The following is a 16,978-nucleotide window of genomic DNA, read 5'->3' as shown; positions in this document are numbered from 1 at the left end:
GAGCGCTCCTTAATTGAAGCCTACTATATTATTAATGAAATAACACGATCATCTAGAGCTTAGTTCAAAGCCTTCCATACCCAGCTCTCAACCTCTGGAAGGTCGATGCCTTCTTCACGGATGTACGCGTGATGCTTCTGCACCATGGCGTCCATCTCGTCAGCGATGGCCTGGTATTTGTTTGCTTCCGGCAGGCTCAGCACAGCTTCCTTCGTAAGATCGAAGCGGTCCATCTGGTTCAGTACACGCATATCGAACGGTGTAGTGATATCGCCATTCTCGCGGTAGCCGTGCACATGCAGGTTGTGGTTGTGGCGGTCGAAGAACAGGTCTTTGATCAGGCCTTCATAGCCGTGGAAGGCGAAGATGACCGGTTTATCCTTTGTGAAAAATTGATCAAACTCTTCGTCAGACAAGCCGCGCGGATCGAGCTTCTGGCTTCTCAGCTTCAGCAGATCGACTACGTTAATGTAACGGATTTTCAGCTCAGGCAGCTTCTCATGCAGGATCGAGATGGCAGCCAAGGCTTCCATAGTTGGTTCGGTACCCGAAGAAGCGATAACGAGATCCGGCTCTCCGCCTTTGTCGGTGCTGGCCCAGTCAATGATCTTGAGGCCTTTGTCCACCAGCTCCTGAGCTTCGTCAGCCGAGAACCACTGCGGACGCGGATGCTTGGAGGATACGATCAGGTTGATCTTCTGGCGGTCATTCAGGATCTTGTCGAACACAGCCAGCAAGCTGTTCGCATCGGACGGCAGATACTCACGGATAAATTCAGGCTTCTTGTCAGCCAGATGGCCGAGCAGACCCGGATCTTGGTGGGTATAGCCGTTATGGTCCTGCTGGAACACTGTCGATGTAGCGATCACGTTCAGGGAAGGAATGTCTTCTCTCCAGGTCTGATCTGTAGCCTTGCGCAGCCACTTGAAGTGCTGGGTGATCATCGAATCGACCACGCGCAGGAAGGCTTCATAGCTGGCGAAGAATCCGTGGCGGCCAGTCAGTACATACCCTTCCAGAATCCCCTCTGCCTGATGCTCAGACAACTGGGAGTCAATGACACGGCCATAGGGAGCCAGGAATTCATCCTGCGGTTCCTGAATGGCATCCATCCATTGACGCTTGGTCACTTCGAATACTGGTCCCAGACGGTTAGACATAGTCTCATCCGGTCCGAAAATACGGAAGTTGCGGTTCTCTTCGTTGAGGGTTACAACCTCTTTCAGGTATTTGCCCAGTACGGCCATATCCTGTGCAATTACTTGGCCTGGGGCGGAATTATCGAGAGTATAGTTGCGGAAGTTCGGCTTGTGCAGGTCTTTAATCAGCTTGCCGGCATTCGTTACAGGGTTCATCCCCATACGTCTGTCGCCGGTTGGCAGAATTTCAGCCAGATCTGCGTTCAGACGGCCATTCTCATCGAACAGTTCCTCAGGTCTGTAGCTGTTCAGCCATTCAAGCAAGGCTGGTGCATGCTTCATGTTCTTCTGATCGACCGGAATCGGCACCTGGTGGGCACGGAAGGAGCCTTCGTTCGGCACGCCATCCCACGATTTCGGACCGGTCCAGCCTTTAGGGGAGCGGAAGACCAGCATCGGCCATACAGGGCGTGTAGTATCGTTATTTTCACGGGCATTCTTCTGAATGGCGGCAATTCTCTCTACGATTGTATCCAAGACCTTCGCCATTTCCGGGTGCATCAGATCCGGGTTCTCGCCTTCTACGAAGAATGCTTCCCAACCGTTGCCGGCAAAATAGGCGGTCAATTCTTCTCTGCTCATCCGTGACAGAATCGTCGGGTTGCTGATCTTGAAGCCGTTCAAATGCAGAATCGGTAATACAGCACCGTCTGTAATCGGGTTGATGAACCGGTTGGACAGCCAGGAAGCGGCCAGAGGACCGGTCTCTGCTTCGCCGTCACCTACAACTACAGCGGAGATCAGGTCAGGGTTATCCAGAATCGAACCCACGCTGTGCGACAGGGAGTAACCCAGCTCGCCGCCTTCATGAATCGATCCGGGTGTTTCAGGAGCTGCATGGGAGGCAACACCGCCAGGGAAGGAGAACTGCTTAAACAGCTTTTTCAGACCTGGGATGTCCTGAGTGATCTGCGGGTAGATTTCGGTGTAGGTTCCGTCAAGATAAGAGTTCGATACCATCACCTGACCGCCATGGCCCGGGCCTTCAATATAGAACATGTTGAGATCATATTTAGTGATAACGCGGTTCAGGTGCGCATAGATAAAGTTCTGCCCAGGGATCGTGCCCCAGTGTCCGATCGGCTTCACTTTGACGTCTGCATCCTTCAACGGTTCTCTTAACAACGGATTATCCTTCAAATAAAGCTGACCTACGGAGATGTAGTTCGTTGCACGCCAGTAAGCGTCAAGCTTTGCCAGATACGTTTTGGAGGAATAATCCACCTGTTCGATTGTTAATCCCATGTCTTCCACTCCCTAATCTTTTTCTTTGTAAATTGAATGTATCACTTCTACATTTACATCATACATCGGCATTTCAGAAATTCAATCTTTTTAGAAATTAATACGGTCCAATATTGTGAATTTTTGAACATAGTATGAATCCCTCTGCAAACCACGCACAAAAAGATGTTTATTTTTATAATTATGGATTAATTTGTCATGATAAAAAAACGCTAAAAAGACCGGGATTCCTCCCGGCCTGCTATACCTCAGTTATGCTATTTACACCGTCCATCCGTTAATGCACAGATACGAAAGTGTTAAACTTTAGATACTCGTAATGGAAGCGCATATGCGAGAATTCGAACGGCGTGCCGTTATCCAGGAAAAAGATCCCCTCCATAATCCCCACGGGTTCATTCTCTTTAAGATGGAGCAGCTCCTGATCATTCAGCAGTGAAGGCTCGGCAAAAATAGACAAAAAGGATTTGGTCACCGCCAGATTGCGCGACTCCTCCAGATAATGAAAAATCGACCCCTCAATAATCGTCTGGTCGAGATTTTGCACAATTTTGATCGGAATATATCCCGTCTCAATCATGAAGGGCGCACCTTCAAACAGGCGCAGACGCACGATCTTATACACGAAATCATGTGGCATCAGGAACAAATCCCGCTGAAGCTCCTCCGTGGGCCGGATGACCTCGAAGCTCAGCACCTTGATCTCCGGCTTCTTGCCGTGCATCTGGAAGTTATCCGACACCCCCAGATTAGAGCCTTCGTAATTGAAGATCGAATCGTTCTTTATATATAACGGATTGATGAAGGTGCCGGAGCCGCGTTTCTTGAAAATAATGCCCGAGCTCTCCATCTTCATCAGCGCACGCTTAATGGTACTGCGGCTAACCTGATACGCCTCGCTGAGACTACGCTCATCCGGCAGCTTCATATCGGCGTACTGCCCGGCAAAGATCTTCGTTTTGAGGTCAGCAATAATCTGCTTGTAGACAAATTGGGTCATGGGGTGCTCCTTCGTCGGATCTTTGCAGAACAAGTTCATTCAAGATTAAATATATCATAATTTAGATAGGGCAAAAAGGATGAATCCACGGATTCACCCTTTTTGACGCTTGTTATCCCAATCCCTATACCATTTGACAATCTCCCGGCTCGGTTTCTCCGCAACCTCTGCTTCCATGACCGTTTCCAGCAATACATACTGTCTTTGCACCAGAAAATGAAAGCCCATTCTATCCGATATTTGCATGTACAATAATTGCGCCTGCTCCTCTAACGGATAGCGGGTGCAGACCTGTTCAATGTGCTTGAAGGCCTGTTCATATTCTGCATTCCCCATATACCAGCGGACCAGATTCAGCTTCAGCCGAATCCACTGCAGCTGGAATCTCTGCCGCTCAAGCTCCGCCCACACATAATCGTACCCCTCCAGATATTCGCTCTTGAACAGCTTCAGGATTCGTTCGTATTCGGGCAGTGTGTCATTCGAGAGCTCTAACCCCGCTTGGATAAAGCGGTCAAACTCATCAACGTCCAGGCAGATTCCATTCAGCTTGAGCAGATAGCCGTCCGCCGTATTTTGCAGGAGAATCCGTTCTCTGCTGAAGGGCTCCAGCATCTTGCGGATATGATACACAGCCGTATATAACTGCGGATAGGCCCTGTTCGGATCAAAATCAGCCCACAGCAACTCAATCAGAGTGGCTTTACTGACCACTTTGCCGCGATGATGCAGCAGGTAAAAGAAGATTTCCTGCGCCTTCGCCGTTCTCCATTGCAGTGACGGAAGCTCCTGACTCCCTTCGTAGATCCGGAAGGCATCGAGCATCAGCATTCTCCAGCTTGTCTGCGCTGACGCTGCCTGGGCTGCCAGGCCAGGCTTCTGCTGAGCATTCAATCTCCGAACTGTAAGCTTCAGACGGTCCGTATGAATCGGCTTAAGCAAATAATCCAGGGCATTCAGCTCAAAAGCCTTGATCGCATACTTATCATATGCCGTTACGAATACAACCTGCAGATCGGGTCTCCGTTCCAGCAGCCTTTCCGCCAGTTCAATCCCGCTCAGCTCCGGTAAATGAATATCGAGAAACACAATATCGGTCTCGGTCTCCTCTACCTTTTGCTGCCCTTGCAGCGGATCGGTATATTTGCCGATAATCTCGAAACAACCAAGCGCATGCAATTGGCGTTCCAAAGCCTTTAGTGCCAATTCTTCATCGTCAATCAGGATTGCTCTCATTCGGATCTCCTTCGCAACTGGAAATCGGTACGGTTTTATAACCATTATACTTCAAATTTAATGATTTAGGGGCTGGAGGAGAAATGATCTCTCCTCCAACCCCTATCCATTTATTCTGTAACCCGTTGTTCCTTCTGTTCACTGTCGATCCGGTACTGATGGTCGATGATAGCCTCCTGGATATCCAGATAGGCCCAATGATTCTTGGAGACATCCGGGAATTTCACCGCATCTGCTCCATGGAGCGGGCCGCGGTCAAACATCTGATTAACAATGACTACTGCTTCCGCACGGGTCAGATAAGCATTCGGCTTGAAGCTGCCGTCCGGGTAGCCCTTGAGCAAGCCTGCCGACACGTTGGCTTCAATTACCGCCTGAGCCCAATGTCCAGTTGTATCGCTGAAGCTCGATTTTCCGTCTGCCGGTACTGCAAGCTTCAGGTAGTTGGCAGCAGCAGCGGCCATCTCTGCTCTCGTAATCGGTGCATTGCCCCGGAATTTCCCGGCCGGATCACCCTTCATCACGCCCTGTGCATTCACGAAGGCAATGGCTGCTGCGGCATAATGGCGGACAGCCACATCCGGGAAGGGAGGAGTGCCTACAGCCGCACTAGCATCATAGCCCAGATTCCGGGCAATCATGAGTGCCATCTGCGAACGCGTTACCCGTTCGTCCGGCTTGAATTCCCCATCCGGGAAGCCAACGATATAGGATACATGCGTAGCAGGCGACTGATTATTGAAGTTAATAATCGTAAAGGTACTGAATTTGCTTACCGAGAATTCCAGTCCAAGCAGTCCCTCTTTATAGGTAACCGCTTTGCCTTTGACAACCTCTTTCGTGCCGTCGGTATGCTCAATGAAAATACCGAGCTGTGCCAGGAATGCATTACGCGCCGCTTCATTCGCAGGCAGCTTCACATCTCTTAGCGGCAGGATCAGGGTTACCGCCCTGCTGGACAGGTTCGTCTCAATGGTCATCGGTCTGGCGACCACTTCGATTTTGTTGTCCTTGGCCACTTCGCGGACCACAGCTTCAAGCGTGGCTCTCTTCTCGATTTCACTCCGCTCTGTTGCACTTCTCACCGGCACCAGCCGGAAATAGAAGTCTTGTCCGATGCCTTCCAGCGATTCATTCGGAACACGCACAATTGCGTTCTCCGTATAGATTTCCAGTACAATGCCGTTCTCTTTCAGCAATTTGGCGGTTTCCGCCGGAATCTGGACATTCACTTCGCTGACATTGTCCGCCGCATCCGGGATGACTACACGGGCAATGCTTTGTCCCGTCTCTTTCGCCATCTTCACCGCTTCTTCAGCCTTATCCTTGGTGAAGCGGACCAGATCAGTGATCATGCCATTGCTCTGAGTGGTACGCTGTACCGGCACTTTCGTGATGCCAGCCGCATTGGCTCCGCCGATGGCCACATCCACCTGAATCACTTCGGTCTTGGATGTTTCAGGAGCTGCTGGAGCCGGAGCGGAACCTCCGCCTCCGCCTGAAGATACAGGCTCTTGTCTGGTAATGATCATTGTATACGTATTCGTTCCGCCTGCGGAATCCTTGACGGTAACCAGAACTTCATTCTTGCCTACTTTTAGAGGGAGCGCTTTGCTCCATTGACCGTTTGTAACCTCTACCGGAGCTTCACCGGCAATACTGAGTGTTACCACAGCACCAGGATCAAGTGTAACCGGCTTAAATGACATTTCATATACACTGTTCGCTACGGATACATCATAGCTTGCAGTTTCAGGCTTGAACTCAGGCTGCAGTGTGCCGCTCGAAGGATCAAGCGATACGAGCTTCCCGCTTGCGCGGATAACCTGAATCTGGTATTGCCCCAGCTTAACGCCCGGACGCTTCGCATCCACAATATCTACCTGGATGATGTTCAGCCCTTCCTGAAGCGGCAGCTTGCTCCAGTCTCCGTCAGGAACCTCTACACCGTTCAAGCTAACCTTGCGCAGCGTATCGTTATCTCCTGCCGGGGCAAGATTCAGCGCAATAGTCCCCGTCTCATTAGGCACGGTCGCCTGATAGCCGCTTGGTACATCCGGCTGGAAGGCTGGACTCAGCGATACCGGCTTATCCCCTGCCGTTAATCCCAGACCGTTTTCCGGCAGCTTGCCGCCGTCTGCGATATATTTGCCATCCCCGCCTAGGTCAATGCCCGGCTGCAATCCGGTAAGCGGGTTATTCTTATTGCCGTTCTCCGTTACATTGCCAAGCTCTGGATCGTAGCTCAACATGCCGCCGTTATGATCAGCGGGAATTGAAACGATCAGTTCATTCCCATTGATCTCAAAAGGCTCCTTAAGCGGCACGCCGCCGTAAGTGAACCCAGTCAGATCGGTCAGATCGTTGATCGGCTTATTGAACACCAGCTTGAGCTGCCCCGCTTCGGGATAAGCAGCAACGAGCTGAAGCGGAATCACATTGTTATCCTTCGTGATGCCTGACTGCTCGCCGGGCTGGATCGGCTTCAATTCGTTCAGAACGTTGCCTTCAGCCGTAACATTACCGGCAGCGGGATCGTACCCTACGATCAGCGCATCATCGGGACCAAGCGCTTCCTCCAGAACGACTTCCACTTTGTCGCCCTGTACGGACTTCACCGCAATAACCTTCCGGCCATCAATGGTCAGTCCGGTGAGATCAGCATCAGTCAACGCAGAGCCTACAGGCTGGTTGAACGTCAGTACCGCGTGATCCGGCTGGCCTTCGTTTACCGCCACATGGGTCAATTCCAGCTGTGGTACCGTGAACGGCACCAGCTTCGTTTCCGTTCTTACTTCATCGCCGAATGTCTTGGTCGAAGTCACCGCCACATGGTAGGAGCCCGGTGCCAGCGGACCCGGCAGCTTGGTGTCCCATTTATAGACATCATCGGTTACCGTAATCCCTACCTCAAGGTCGAACAGATGCGCATTCGGGTGGACATCCACTTTATACACAGCAGCCGTAACCACCGAATCGAGTGCAGCTTGTCCGGTTACCGGGAGGGGGAAGTCTGCTCCATATACCTCTGTTCCCTTAGCAGGCGTCTGAATTTCCAAGGAATCACCGAACGGTCCGTTCGCAATGAGCGTAAAGTCGGACACTGGCTCTTTCCCGGGTGTCTGAGCCTGGATTGCCGACTCTGCGGCATCATATTCGATTCGAACCACAGGATCATTGGACAGCGGACTGGCCAGGGTCAGAATAATGACACTAGGATCTTGATCAGATACTACAGCATGCGTAACATCGACCAGTCTTCCGTCCAATGTCACTCTGAAGTCATCCGTAGTATCGGTATCATCCGCATTGAACTTGATAGGCTTGTCAAACTTAATAGATACCTGGTTGTTGCTTCCCTCGGTATAGCTTGCGCTATCAGCCACTGGCGGCTGCTTCACCAATCCGGCAATGGCATCCGCCAGACCCTTGCGGGCGGCCTCAACTTCTTCAGGGGAAGTATGCTCATCTTCAAGGACAGCATTGGCAGCATCCGTTGCAGTCTTGAGAATGGCCAGAGAGGCCTTTGTATATTCCTGCGGCTCAAGACCAAGATAGCCCTCTGCTGCCTCGTTGAACTGCTTCAGCGGGGTTTTGTCCACCAGTGTTATCGTGGTGTTAATGTCGGTGTTGGAATCGCCTGGCATGCCGCCGTATTCAACAAGGTAGGCATCTACTTTGTTGTCGATTGCATAATCATTCCATTTACTTTTATATTGACCGCTAGAATAAATATGGACCACATGCTCGAACGTGGCGTCATTGGGTTCTCCCGTAGCCCAGTTAGCGTACATAGTGCCGTAAGTTGCATCGGTAACATTGGGAACTGTGGCAGTATCATTATTTTTTCCATTAATGTTATACCCCTTATAGAAAGGAAGGCCGGATTTGCCTTCGTATTGCACCATTCCTTCCGGTCCGGTTACCCAGCGCCAATCGCCGTAGCCGTTATATTTTCCAATGCTCTGCAAGGTAGAGACATTTTGGGTGGCCTTTCCGTTCCCGTCTACCGCCCGGGCTACGTCTTTCCCGCCAATCCAGCCAATTACCGGAGTCTTATCGACAATAAAAGCGTTCTCATCCGGGTCAGTAATCGTCACCAGATACCCTTGACGTCCATAATAACTCTTCTTCTCGGCATCCGCCTTGGCTTTCGGCCACTTGATGCTGGTTTCCGACACATACTCATAGAAATGGCCGTTTTTATTAAAGGCCGGGACAGGACCAAGGCCGAAGGTCAGACTGCGCTCTCCTGGTGATGTCATGGTGAATTCAGCATTTTCCAATACTTTCTGATAATCTGCAGTTGAAGCTTCGCCTTTTAATATATAGACACCGTCTCCCGGGCCGGAGGTAGCTGTAATTCCTGTATCCGCCGTTGCGAACGTAATCTTGTCACCTGACTTATAACCATTAATTACAACCGTAGCCCCTGACATCATTTCACCCGCATCTGCGGTGATAAAGAGTTCCGGGAAGGTTAATTTTACTGCTCCGTCATCCTTGGTGAAACTCCGGTACTTCTCCGAAGTGAAAATTTGTTCCGTACCTTCATTCTCCGCGACTGCCGCATGAGCCACTGGCCCAAGCACCGCAAAGTTGGCGGTGACCAGCGCAATCGACAAAGAGGCGGCCAGACTTCGGGACCATCCTTTGTTCCATTTCTTCGATATTGTCATCTTTTTGTGTACTCCTCATCTAATGGGACTTTTATGGGATCAGCCGACACTTCCTATTGTTCATAGACCGCTTGCCTGTTACCTGTAAATTCCTCCCTTCCTATGCAGGCGTTCACCAAATCGTACTAACGGGATACCGACAGGTTGTGTATAATAATCTCTTAGTTTCTAATACTATCCGACAGTCCTCTACATTAACTCTACAAATCCCCTTTTTTGTGACAAATATCATTGCATAATTGCGAATCTCCTCCCAACCTTATGTTGCGGTTCATTTGAAAAGTTAAAAAAAGACACCCTAAGGGGTGCCCTGGTTGATCCTGCGGATCGCTTATTTCCGTTAATTCACCGGGATATACATCTTCTGAACCTCCTGCACCCCGGGCTTAAACCCGAGATTATAGTACACAGATTCCGCATCATTTCCCTCCATTACATACAATCTCAGCAGCGGATAAGTCCCCTTCAGAGTGGTAAGGGCTCTTTGCAGCATACGTGTAGCCAGTCTTCTCCCACGATAAGCGGGATTAACGCCAATGCTATAGACTGCGGCCACATCATCCTGGAGACACAGCCGGCAATTGGCAATGAGCTGTCCCGTCGCCTTATCGAATACCAGCGTGGAGGCCTGTGTTAATTTCTCATTAGAGTAACTAGGATCAGTAGGCAGGAAATCTTTCACAACCGTTTGCTTCCGCCGGGTTGCATCCAAGCCCTCTCTAAAGCTCTCGAAATCACAACGGGCAATCTCTTCTGTGAGAATAAACCGCTTGTCCCCGGCCTCATTCTCCTCCACTTCGGGACTTTCAATCCGCAGATCATCCTCCCAGTCCACTTGGAATAGTTCTGTAGGCCGCTGCATCCAGCGGCATCTGAATTCATCTGGCCAGAAGCCTGCACGCGCGTATAGGTGAACCTGATCCGGCAGAACCTCATAGGTCCGTATCGGTTCCTTCCGGTCAGACCACTGAATCAACAACTTTTTAAGCTGCTTCAATATTCCGAATGAATCGTTAAACGGAGGGATTACAAAGAGATGGTAGATCACATTCGGTGACATCCGGACTCCGCCGATTCTACTCTCCCCCTTGTATATCCAAAAGGCATTCCTGCGCGGATTCGTATAAACTTCTTCTCTAAAAAAGCCGTTATACTCCATGTTATAATAGACGGAGCAATATACTCCCCACTCCCCGGGCTCTGCTCTCCGGATAGTCCATTCACCATTTAAATCGTAGGATATCGTATCTTCAGACCATTGCTTTACACTCATCGTGCACTCCTCCTTATACCTCCAGCCATCCGGCTGCACTCACATAGACCTTCCTTTTGATCTTAACAAGGCCATGTGCCCATTCAAATATAGGAAACTGCTATAAAAAGACTCTACTGTTTGTTTTTTTCTCAAATATAGGCTATATTGTCAGACCACAACTGTCTTATAATGGAATTGGGCGGGATTCTTCGGTCATTTGTGAACGCGCGTTCATAGCCCTGCCTGTCATCTATCATGAGGAGGAATGGTTATGCAATACGGTCATTTTGACGACAAGAACAAAGAGTACCTGATTACGAAGCCGAATACGCCTGCTCCTTGGGCCAACTATCTCGGCTCGCCGGAATACGGTGCGATTATCTCAGGTAACGCCGGGGGCTACAGCTTCGTGAAATCCGGGGCCAACGGACGGCATATCCGCTATCACTTCAACTCCAAGGACGAGCCAGGGCGCTACATTTATATCAAAGACCTGGAGAACGGGGATTATTGGTCCGGCTCCTGGCAGCCGGTAGGCAAGGATCTGGAGCAATACAAGTCCGTCTGCCATCATGGAACCGGATACACGAACATCGTCTCAGATTATGACAACATTCATACCGAGTCTTTATACTACGTACCGCTGAACAAGACCTATGAAGTATGGCGCATGAAGATCCGCAATGACGGCACTGCTGCTCGCAAGCTGGCCCTCTTCGGCTTCGCCGAATTCACCAATGACAACAACTATGAGCAAGATACCGTGAACCTGCAATACACGCTGTTTATTTCCCGGACCTACTTCAAGCACGATAAAATTCTTCAAGTCATCAATGAAAACATCGCGGGAGAGCAAACCTGGAGATTCTTCGGCGCGGCCGGAGCAGAGGTGGCCGGTTATGACGGGGACCGCGATACATTCCTTGGAGATTACCGCAGCTACGGGAATCCGCTCTCCGTGGAGAACGGTCAATGCTCCAATTCGCTGAACTATAATACCAATGCCTGCGGTGCCCTGCAGCTCAATGTGGATCTGCAGCCGGGAGAAGAGAAGGAAGTCGCCTTCCTGCTGGGACAATATGATGAAGAGGGAGCCTCCGGCATTCTTAGCCACTACCAGGATTTGTCCGTGGTAGACCGGGAGCTTGAAGAGCTGAAGACCTTCTGGCACAGCAAGCTTAACCGCTTCCAGGTGCAGACCCCAAGCAGCAATCTGAACCATATGATCAACACGTGGAATGCTTACCAGTGCTTCATTACCTTCATCTGGTCGCGTGCTGCCTCCTTCCAGTACTCCGGCCTGCGCAACGGGCTCGGCTACCGGGATACGGTGCAAGACATCCAGGGCATTATCCATCTGGACCATGAGATGGCTCTTGAACGCCTGCGGCTGATGATCTCTGCCCAGGTATCCAACGGCGGCGGGCTGCCGTTGGTGAAATTCGACCATAATCCGGGTCATGAGGGAACACCGGACGACCCTGAATATGTACGGGAGACGGGACATCCCCACTACCGGGCCGACGATGCCCTGTGGCTGTTCCCGACGGTTATCAAGTACCTGAATGAGAGCGGGAACTGGGACTTCACGGATGAGGTCATTCCTTATTCAGATCAAGGCGAAGCAACGGTGTATGAGCATCTGCGGCAGGCGCTTCAATTCAGTCTCGACCGGATGGGTGCCCACGGCATGCCGGTTGGACTTCATGCCGACTGGAACGATTGCCTGCGGCTTGGCGCCAAGGGTGAATCACTGTTCGTGGCCTTCCAGCTGTACATGGGCTTCAAGGTATTCATGGGTATCGCGGAGAACAAGAACAAGCCGGAGGATACGGCGTGGGCACAAGGGCTGCTGGAGGAACTGGACGGCAATATCCAGAAGTATGCCTGGGAGAACGACCAGTTCGTCCGCGGCTTCACCGAGGACAACTATACCATCGGCTCCTGGGAGAACGATGAGGGCCGAATTTGGCTGAACCCGCAGAGCTGGTCGGTGTTAAGCGGCGCGGCCCGCACGGAACAGGCCAAACTCGCCATGGACAAGGTCTATGACAATCTGCGGACCGATTACGGCACGATGCTGTTCTACCCGCCATTCCGCAAATATGGCTTGCCGGTAGCACTGATGGCGCTGTTCAATGCCTCAACGAAGGAGAACGGCGGCATCTTCAGTCAACCGCAGGGCTGGCTCATTCTGGCAGAGACGATGATCGGTAACGGTGAACGCGCGTTCGAGTACTTCCTGAACTGCAGCCCTGCTACCATGAACGACAGTGCGGAGGTCCGTAAGCTGGAGCCTTACGTCCACGGCCAATTCGTGGAGTCCAAGGACAGCCCGTATCAGGGCCGGGCCCATGTCCACTGGCTGACCGGCACGGCCTCCACCGTCATGGTCTCACTGGCAGAGGGCATTATGGGCGTTCAGCCGCAGAAGGACGGCCTCCGTCTGGATCCGTGTGTCCCTTCGGATTGGACCGACTTCTCCATGGTGCGCGAGTTCCGCGGGAAGAAGCTGAACATCCAGGTGGAGAACAAGAACGGCGTCCAGAAGGGCGTCTCCCGTATCGTCATCAACGGCGAGGAGATCGAAGGCAACCTGATTCCTGTGTCCCGGATGGCGGCAGAGAACGATGTACTGGTTGTGATGGGTTAACTTCACGCTGGTCCGAGGAACGGCATAGATAGATACGAAGAAGGAGAGCAGCCCCGCCGGGCGCTCTCCTTCTTTTCATATCATGCTACTTCAAAATCTTATTCAATTCCTCCGCCGACTTCCTGCTGTTCGCTCTGGCATAGAAGTAGAACGCCACCGTATGCAGAATCACCGATAACAGCAGCATTCCTGGCCACCAGGCGCTGATAATCCCGAACATTTCGACAGAGAACAGCCATACCATGCCCATTCCGCCGGCAATACTGAGAAGCGAACCGATCAGAATATTCCACAGCGGCTTCAGCGTAAAGTGATTCCACAGCACATTATACATCACCCCGAAGACTACGGCAGCGATAGTGGCGATACCCGCCAGACGCCACAGATACAACATCTCCACCGGCTGATCTCTGAAGAACACCGTTAACAGCAGCGTGACCCAAAGCGACGTAAGAGTAAATACCTGAAAGAATCCTTGCCTGATCTGATTAGCCATGATAACTCCTCCTGAAATCATTGATATAGTAACGGCTGACAGTATAAGATGTATTATCCGTCAGCAGGACTTCCACCCGTGCATTAGCGGTCGCCGAGAATTCTGTAATGTAGCGGGTATTGATAATGGTCTGGTTGTTGATCTTGATGAACCCGGGCGCATCCAGCACCTCCATCGCGAACTTCAGCCTCGTGTTCAGCAGGTACATCTCTCCGGTAATCAGACGTACGCTGCACATCCGGTCTTCCGCCTCGATTACCGCGACCTTGCTTGTCTCCAGGGAGACCTGGCGGTTATTGCTGGCATTGATGACTGTGATCCGCTTCTCTGCCGCCTGAAGGGCAGCCTCAAGGCGTTTCCATTGTTCCTGTTCTGCCGGATGCGTAACGACCTTGGCCAATCCCCGGTCCATCCCGCTGTCTGCTTCAAATCTAATCTCCAACTGGCACTCCCTCCTCTCAACACCCATATTATTATCCTAAAAGCGTCTTGACCATCAATCTGCGTTTTCTTGCAGGAATCTGGCGTTTTATTTCATTTTAGCTCCTTCTGCGGCTAAACAGGTACGCGAACAAGACTGCCGGGAGCTTCCCGGCAGCCTGCCTGACTATCTTTTATAACCTCGGATCGATCTCCTTCTCCTTCGTCACCTCGAACAACAGGTTCGCGGCAATCTGCTTGTAGGTGCTGTTGTCCGCCGAGATCTCCTCCAGCTTAATCTCCAGCATCTGCTTACCCAGCCGATGCTCGGCCAGGGAAGTGCGCAGCTTAGGTGCGATATTTTTCTGCTTCATCAGCTTGGCATACTTGTGCGGGAATCTGTAGTCGTAGCCGTAGATGATCGACAGGTACCCCGGATTGCGGACCTTCAGGTAAGGGACCACTCCCGGCTGCTCTTGCTCCGGCTTGATGACGATGCCTTCCATCTGCTGCTCTACGGTAATTGTGGCGAAGAACGCCTCTGCGCTGCGGTACGCTTCCGGCTCCTGCAGATCCAGCACCAGGATCTCATCGTCATTCAGGAAGCGGTACTGCTCCGAGGTTACCCCTTCAGGCATCCGTTCCTCCCCGCTCTCCAGCACTTCCTTCAGGATGGCAAAAGGCTTATAATCCAGCTCCGCATCCCCGGCATACAGCTCCAGCTGCTGCTTATACACCCGGTACGCTTCATCCCGCTGGTCAAGCCCCACGTAAGAGTCCCGGATACTGCGGACATGCTTATATGTCTGATATACGTGAGCGCCGTAGCTGGTGCTAAGCGCTTCTTTGGTCAGGTGATGCTGATCCTGCTCGAACCCGCTGACTTCGTACGCCTGGATCAGCTCACCGAGCGACTCCTCGAACCCGTGCTCCCTCAGGAACGCAAGCTCGTTCTCCAGCGCCCGCCCAATTGGCTGGAACTGGCGTTCAATCAGCCCTTCCCCCAGCGCCTTCCAGGGCAGAAGCTCCCCGTCCAGCAGCAGCACACGGATGCCCTGCTCCGCCATATACGTTCCGAACCGGTCCAGCAGCCCTTCATAGACCGGCGTTAGATCGACAGCCTTGACCTTATAACCGTTGCGGCTAACCGCATAACAATGCTCCACATCCCGATATAGATACACTGTGCAGCGCGACCCCATGTATTTAGGCTGAAGGACCACCTCATGTACCCCGCGTCCGGCAAAGTAATCCAATCCCTTGCGCAGCGACTCCAGCTCGCCTGCTACTTCATCCTTATCCGCAGGCGACATCGTCCCGGAGATGAAGTTGACCTTATTCAGCGAGGAGTAATGCAGCCTGCGCATGGACTCCGCATCCAACTCCTCCACAGAGACTGTATTCACTTCGCGGAAGAGAACCGGCAAATCCTCCTGAAATAGCTGCTGCCGGGATTTATGGCTTTTGTAGAACGGCTTGAAAGTTATTTGGACCGAGGTCAGCCCGTTCCCGTGCACGGCTCCCGTGTCCAGATGAAGCTTGTTCTTGATCCGGAACGGCTGCTTCGCGGCAATATGTCCGAACAGGTGGAACGGATGGTTCCCCTCCGCCTCCTCCTTCAGGAATTCAAGCTGCTGCTCGTAAGCAGATTCACGGTCCAGCCGGAAGTTGCGCTGATGACGCAGCGAATTCGTATCCAGCTTCCCGACATATTTGTTGCGGCAAGGGGCATGAGTCACATAGAAGGAAGGTCCCCGATTCCCGATATAGCGGTAAAACGGCTTCGCACTCTCCACCAGCACGGAGAATTGACGGAACAGCTCCTCATCTTCCTGTAATACCTGAGTGGAATCGAAATAGGTTCTCAGCAGCTCCGGCTCAGTCCCCTTGATCTCCCCCCGCAGGTATTTGTAAACGAAATTCTCATGGTTACCCATTACCAGCATGAAAAACTCACGGTTGTCATAGAGAAATTCTGTGATCTCCCGGGTCTGCTTGCCCTTATCGATCCAGTCGCCCGCCAGGATGATCCGTGTACGGCTCAGCTTATCCGGTGCGCTTAGCTTCCCTTCTTCAATCCGGTAGCCGTAGCTGCGCAGCAGCCCTTGCAGCTCTTGAACACACTCGTGTACGTCCCCGACCACAATGTATTCCTGCTCCTGCGGAAGCACCGCAGCGGCATACGCCTCCCAGTCCTGAATGTGCACCCGGTAATCCGGGTTCGGCCGCTTTTCCTCCGAATCATCAGTACCTTCCAGCAGAAAATCCTTGGCCCGCACCTTATGAATACTGTGGTAGCCTTCACGGGACAGCACTGGCAGCACTTCCCGGCGCAGCCGGTTCAGGTGACCCGATATCAGCTTCTTCGAGCGCTCCGAGGCATAATAATCCCCCCGTTTGCGGTAATCGAACAGAATGACCTCCAGATTATACTGGTTCTCCTGGGCAATCGCCCGCACCTTGCTGCGGTAATCCTCCGCGAGACCAATCGTATCCATAATGACAAACTCTGCATTAATCGGCCAGGAGGTGACCCGCTTCAGCCGCTCGAACAACAGCGCGAACGTATGCGAGCTGGCCTCCAGCATGACCTGGTCGTATTTATCGTAGTCATAGCCCAAGAGCTCCTGACGGATCAGGTCCGAGGAGAGGTACTGCACATTCGTGCGCAGACCTGTAGTGCTGTCCTCAAGCCTGAGCTGCGGGATCAGAACTTCTTTGGCAAAAGTAGACTTCCCGCACTCCGTAGCTCCCACCAGCATGAATATCGTGTGTACCTTCGTCTGAATGTCCAT

9 protein-coding genes are annotated in these 16,978 nt (G+C 51.9%); 1 reads left to right on the top strand and 8 read right to left on the bottom strand.

Annotation, left to right across the window (positions count from 1 at the left end; translation table 11 throughout):
* Nucleotides 1-59 precede the first annotated feature (59 nt).
* The 5 genes from NYE26_RS32445 to NYE26_RS32425 form a co-directional block, all read right to left on the bottom strand.
* Nucleotides 60-2,444, bottom strand: coding sequence for a phosphoketolase family protein (locus NYE26_RS32445; RefSeq protein WP_339252881.1), 2,385 nt, complete (start codon nucleotides 2,442-2,444; stop codon nucleotides 60-62).
* A gap of 277 nt (nucleotides 2,445-2,721) precedes the next feature.
* Nucleotides 2,722-3,444, bottom strand: coding sequence for a GntR family transcriptional regulator (locus tag NYE26_RS32440; protein ID WP_339252879.1), 723 nt, complete (start codon nucleotides 3,442-3,444; stop codon nucleotides 2,722-2,724).
* Nucleotides 3,445-3,537: 93 nt separating this feature from the next.
* On the bottom strand, nucleotides 3,538-4,680 hold the full coding sequence (locus NYE26_RS32435; protein ID WP_339252877.1) for a response regulator: 1,143 nt from the start codon (nucleotides 4,678-4,680) through the stop codon (nucleotides 3,538-3,540).
* A 110-nt stretch (nucleotides 4,681-4,790) separates the two neighbouring features.
* Complete coding sequence (locus tag NYE26_RS32430; RefSeq protein ID WP_339252875.1) at nucleotides 4,791-9,359, bottom strand: S-layer homology domain-containing protein; 4,569 nt, start codon at nucleotides 9,357-9,359, stop codon at nucleotides 4,791-4,793.
* 340 nt (nucleotides 9,360-9,699) lie between these two features.
* On the bottom strand, nucleotides 9,700-10,632 hold the full coding sequence (locus NYE26_RS32425; RefSeq protein WP_339252873.1) for a GNAT family N-acetyltransferase: 933 nt from the start codon (nucleotides 10,630-10,632) through the stop codon (nucleotides 9,700-9,702).
* Nucleotides 10,633-10,885: 253 nt separating this feature from the next.
* Between NYE26_RS32425 and NYE26_RS32420 the strand changes: the two genes are divergently transcribed.
* Nucleotides 10,886-13,267 (top strand): N,N'-diacetylchitobiose phosphorylase, encoded by a 2,382-nt coding sequence (locus NYE26_RS32420; protein ID WP_339252871.1) that lies wholly within the window; start codon nucleotides 10,886-10,888, stop codon nucleotides 13,265-13,267.
* Between the two features lie 85 nt (nucleotides 13,268-13,352).
* Here NYE26_RS32420 and NYE26_RS32415 read toward each other — a convergent pair whose 3' ends face one another.
* The 3 genes from NYE26_RS32415 to NYE26_RS32405 form a co-directional block, all read right to left on the bottom strand.
* Complete coding sequence (locus NYE26_RS32415) at nucleotides 13,353-13,763, bottom strand: hypothetical protein (RefSeq protein WP_339252869.1); 411 nt, start codon at nucleotides 13,761-13,763, stop codon at nucleotides 13,353-13,355.
* Nucleotides 13,756-14,205: a LytTR family DNA-binding domain-containing protein gene (locus NYE26_RS32410; RefSeq protein WP_209994040.1), complete on the bottom strand. Its 450-nt coding sequence runs from the start codon at nucleotides 14,203-14,205 to the stop codon at nucleotides 13,756-13,758. Before NYE26_RS32410 ends, NYE26_RS32415 begins: the two co-directional genes overlap by 8 nt.
* A gap of 172 nt (nucleotides 14,206-14,377) precedes the next feature.
* On the bottom strand, nucleotides 14,378-16,978 hold the full coding sequence (locus NYE26_RS32405; RefSeq protein ID WP_339252866.1) for a metallophosphoesterase: 2,601 nt from the start codon (nucleotides 16,976-16,978) through the stop codon (nucleotides 14,378-14,380).

The organism is Paenibacillus sp. FSL P2-0136 (assembly GCF_037975325.1).
Lineage (GTDB): Bacteria > Bacillota > Bacilli > Paenibacillales > Paenibacillaceae > Paenibacillus_AQ > Paenibacillus_AQ silagei.
This window is presented reverse-complemented; position numbering and strand designations above follow the sequence as displayed.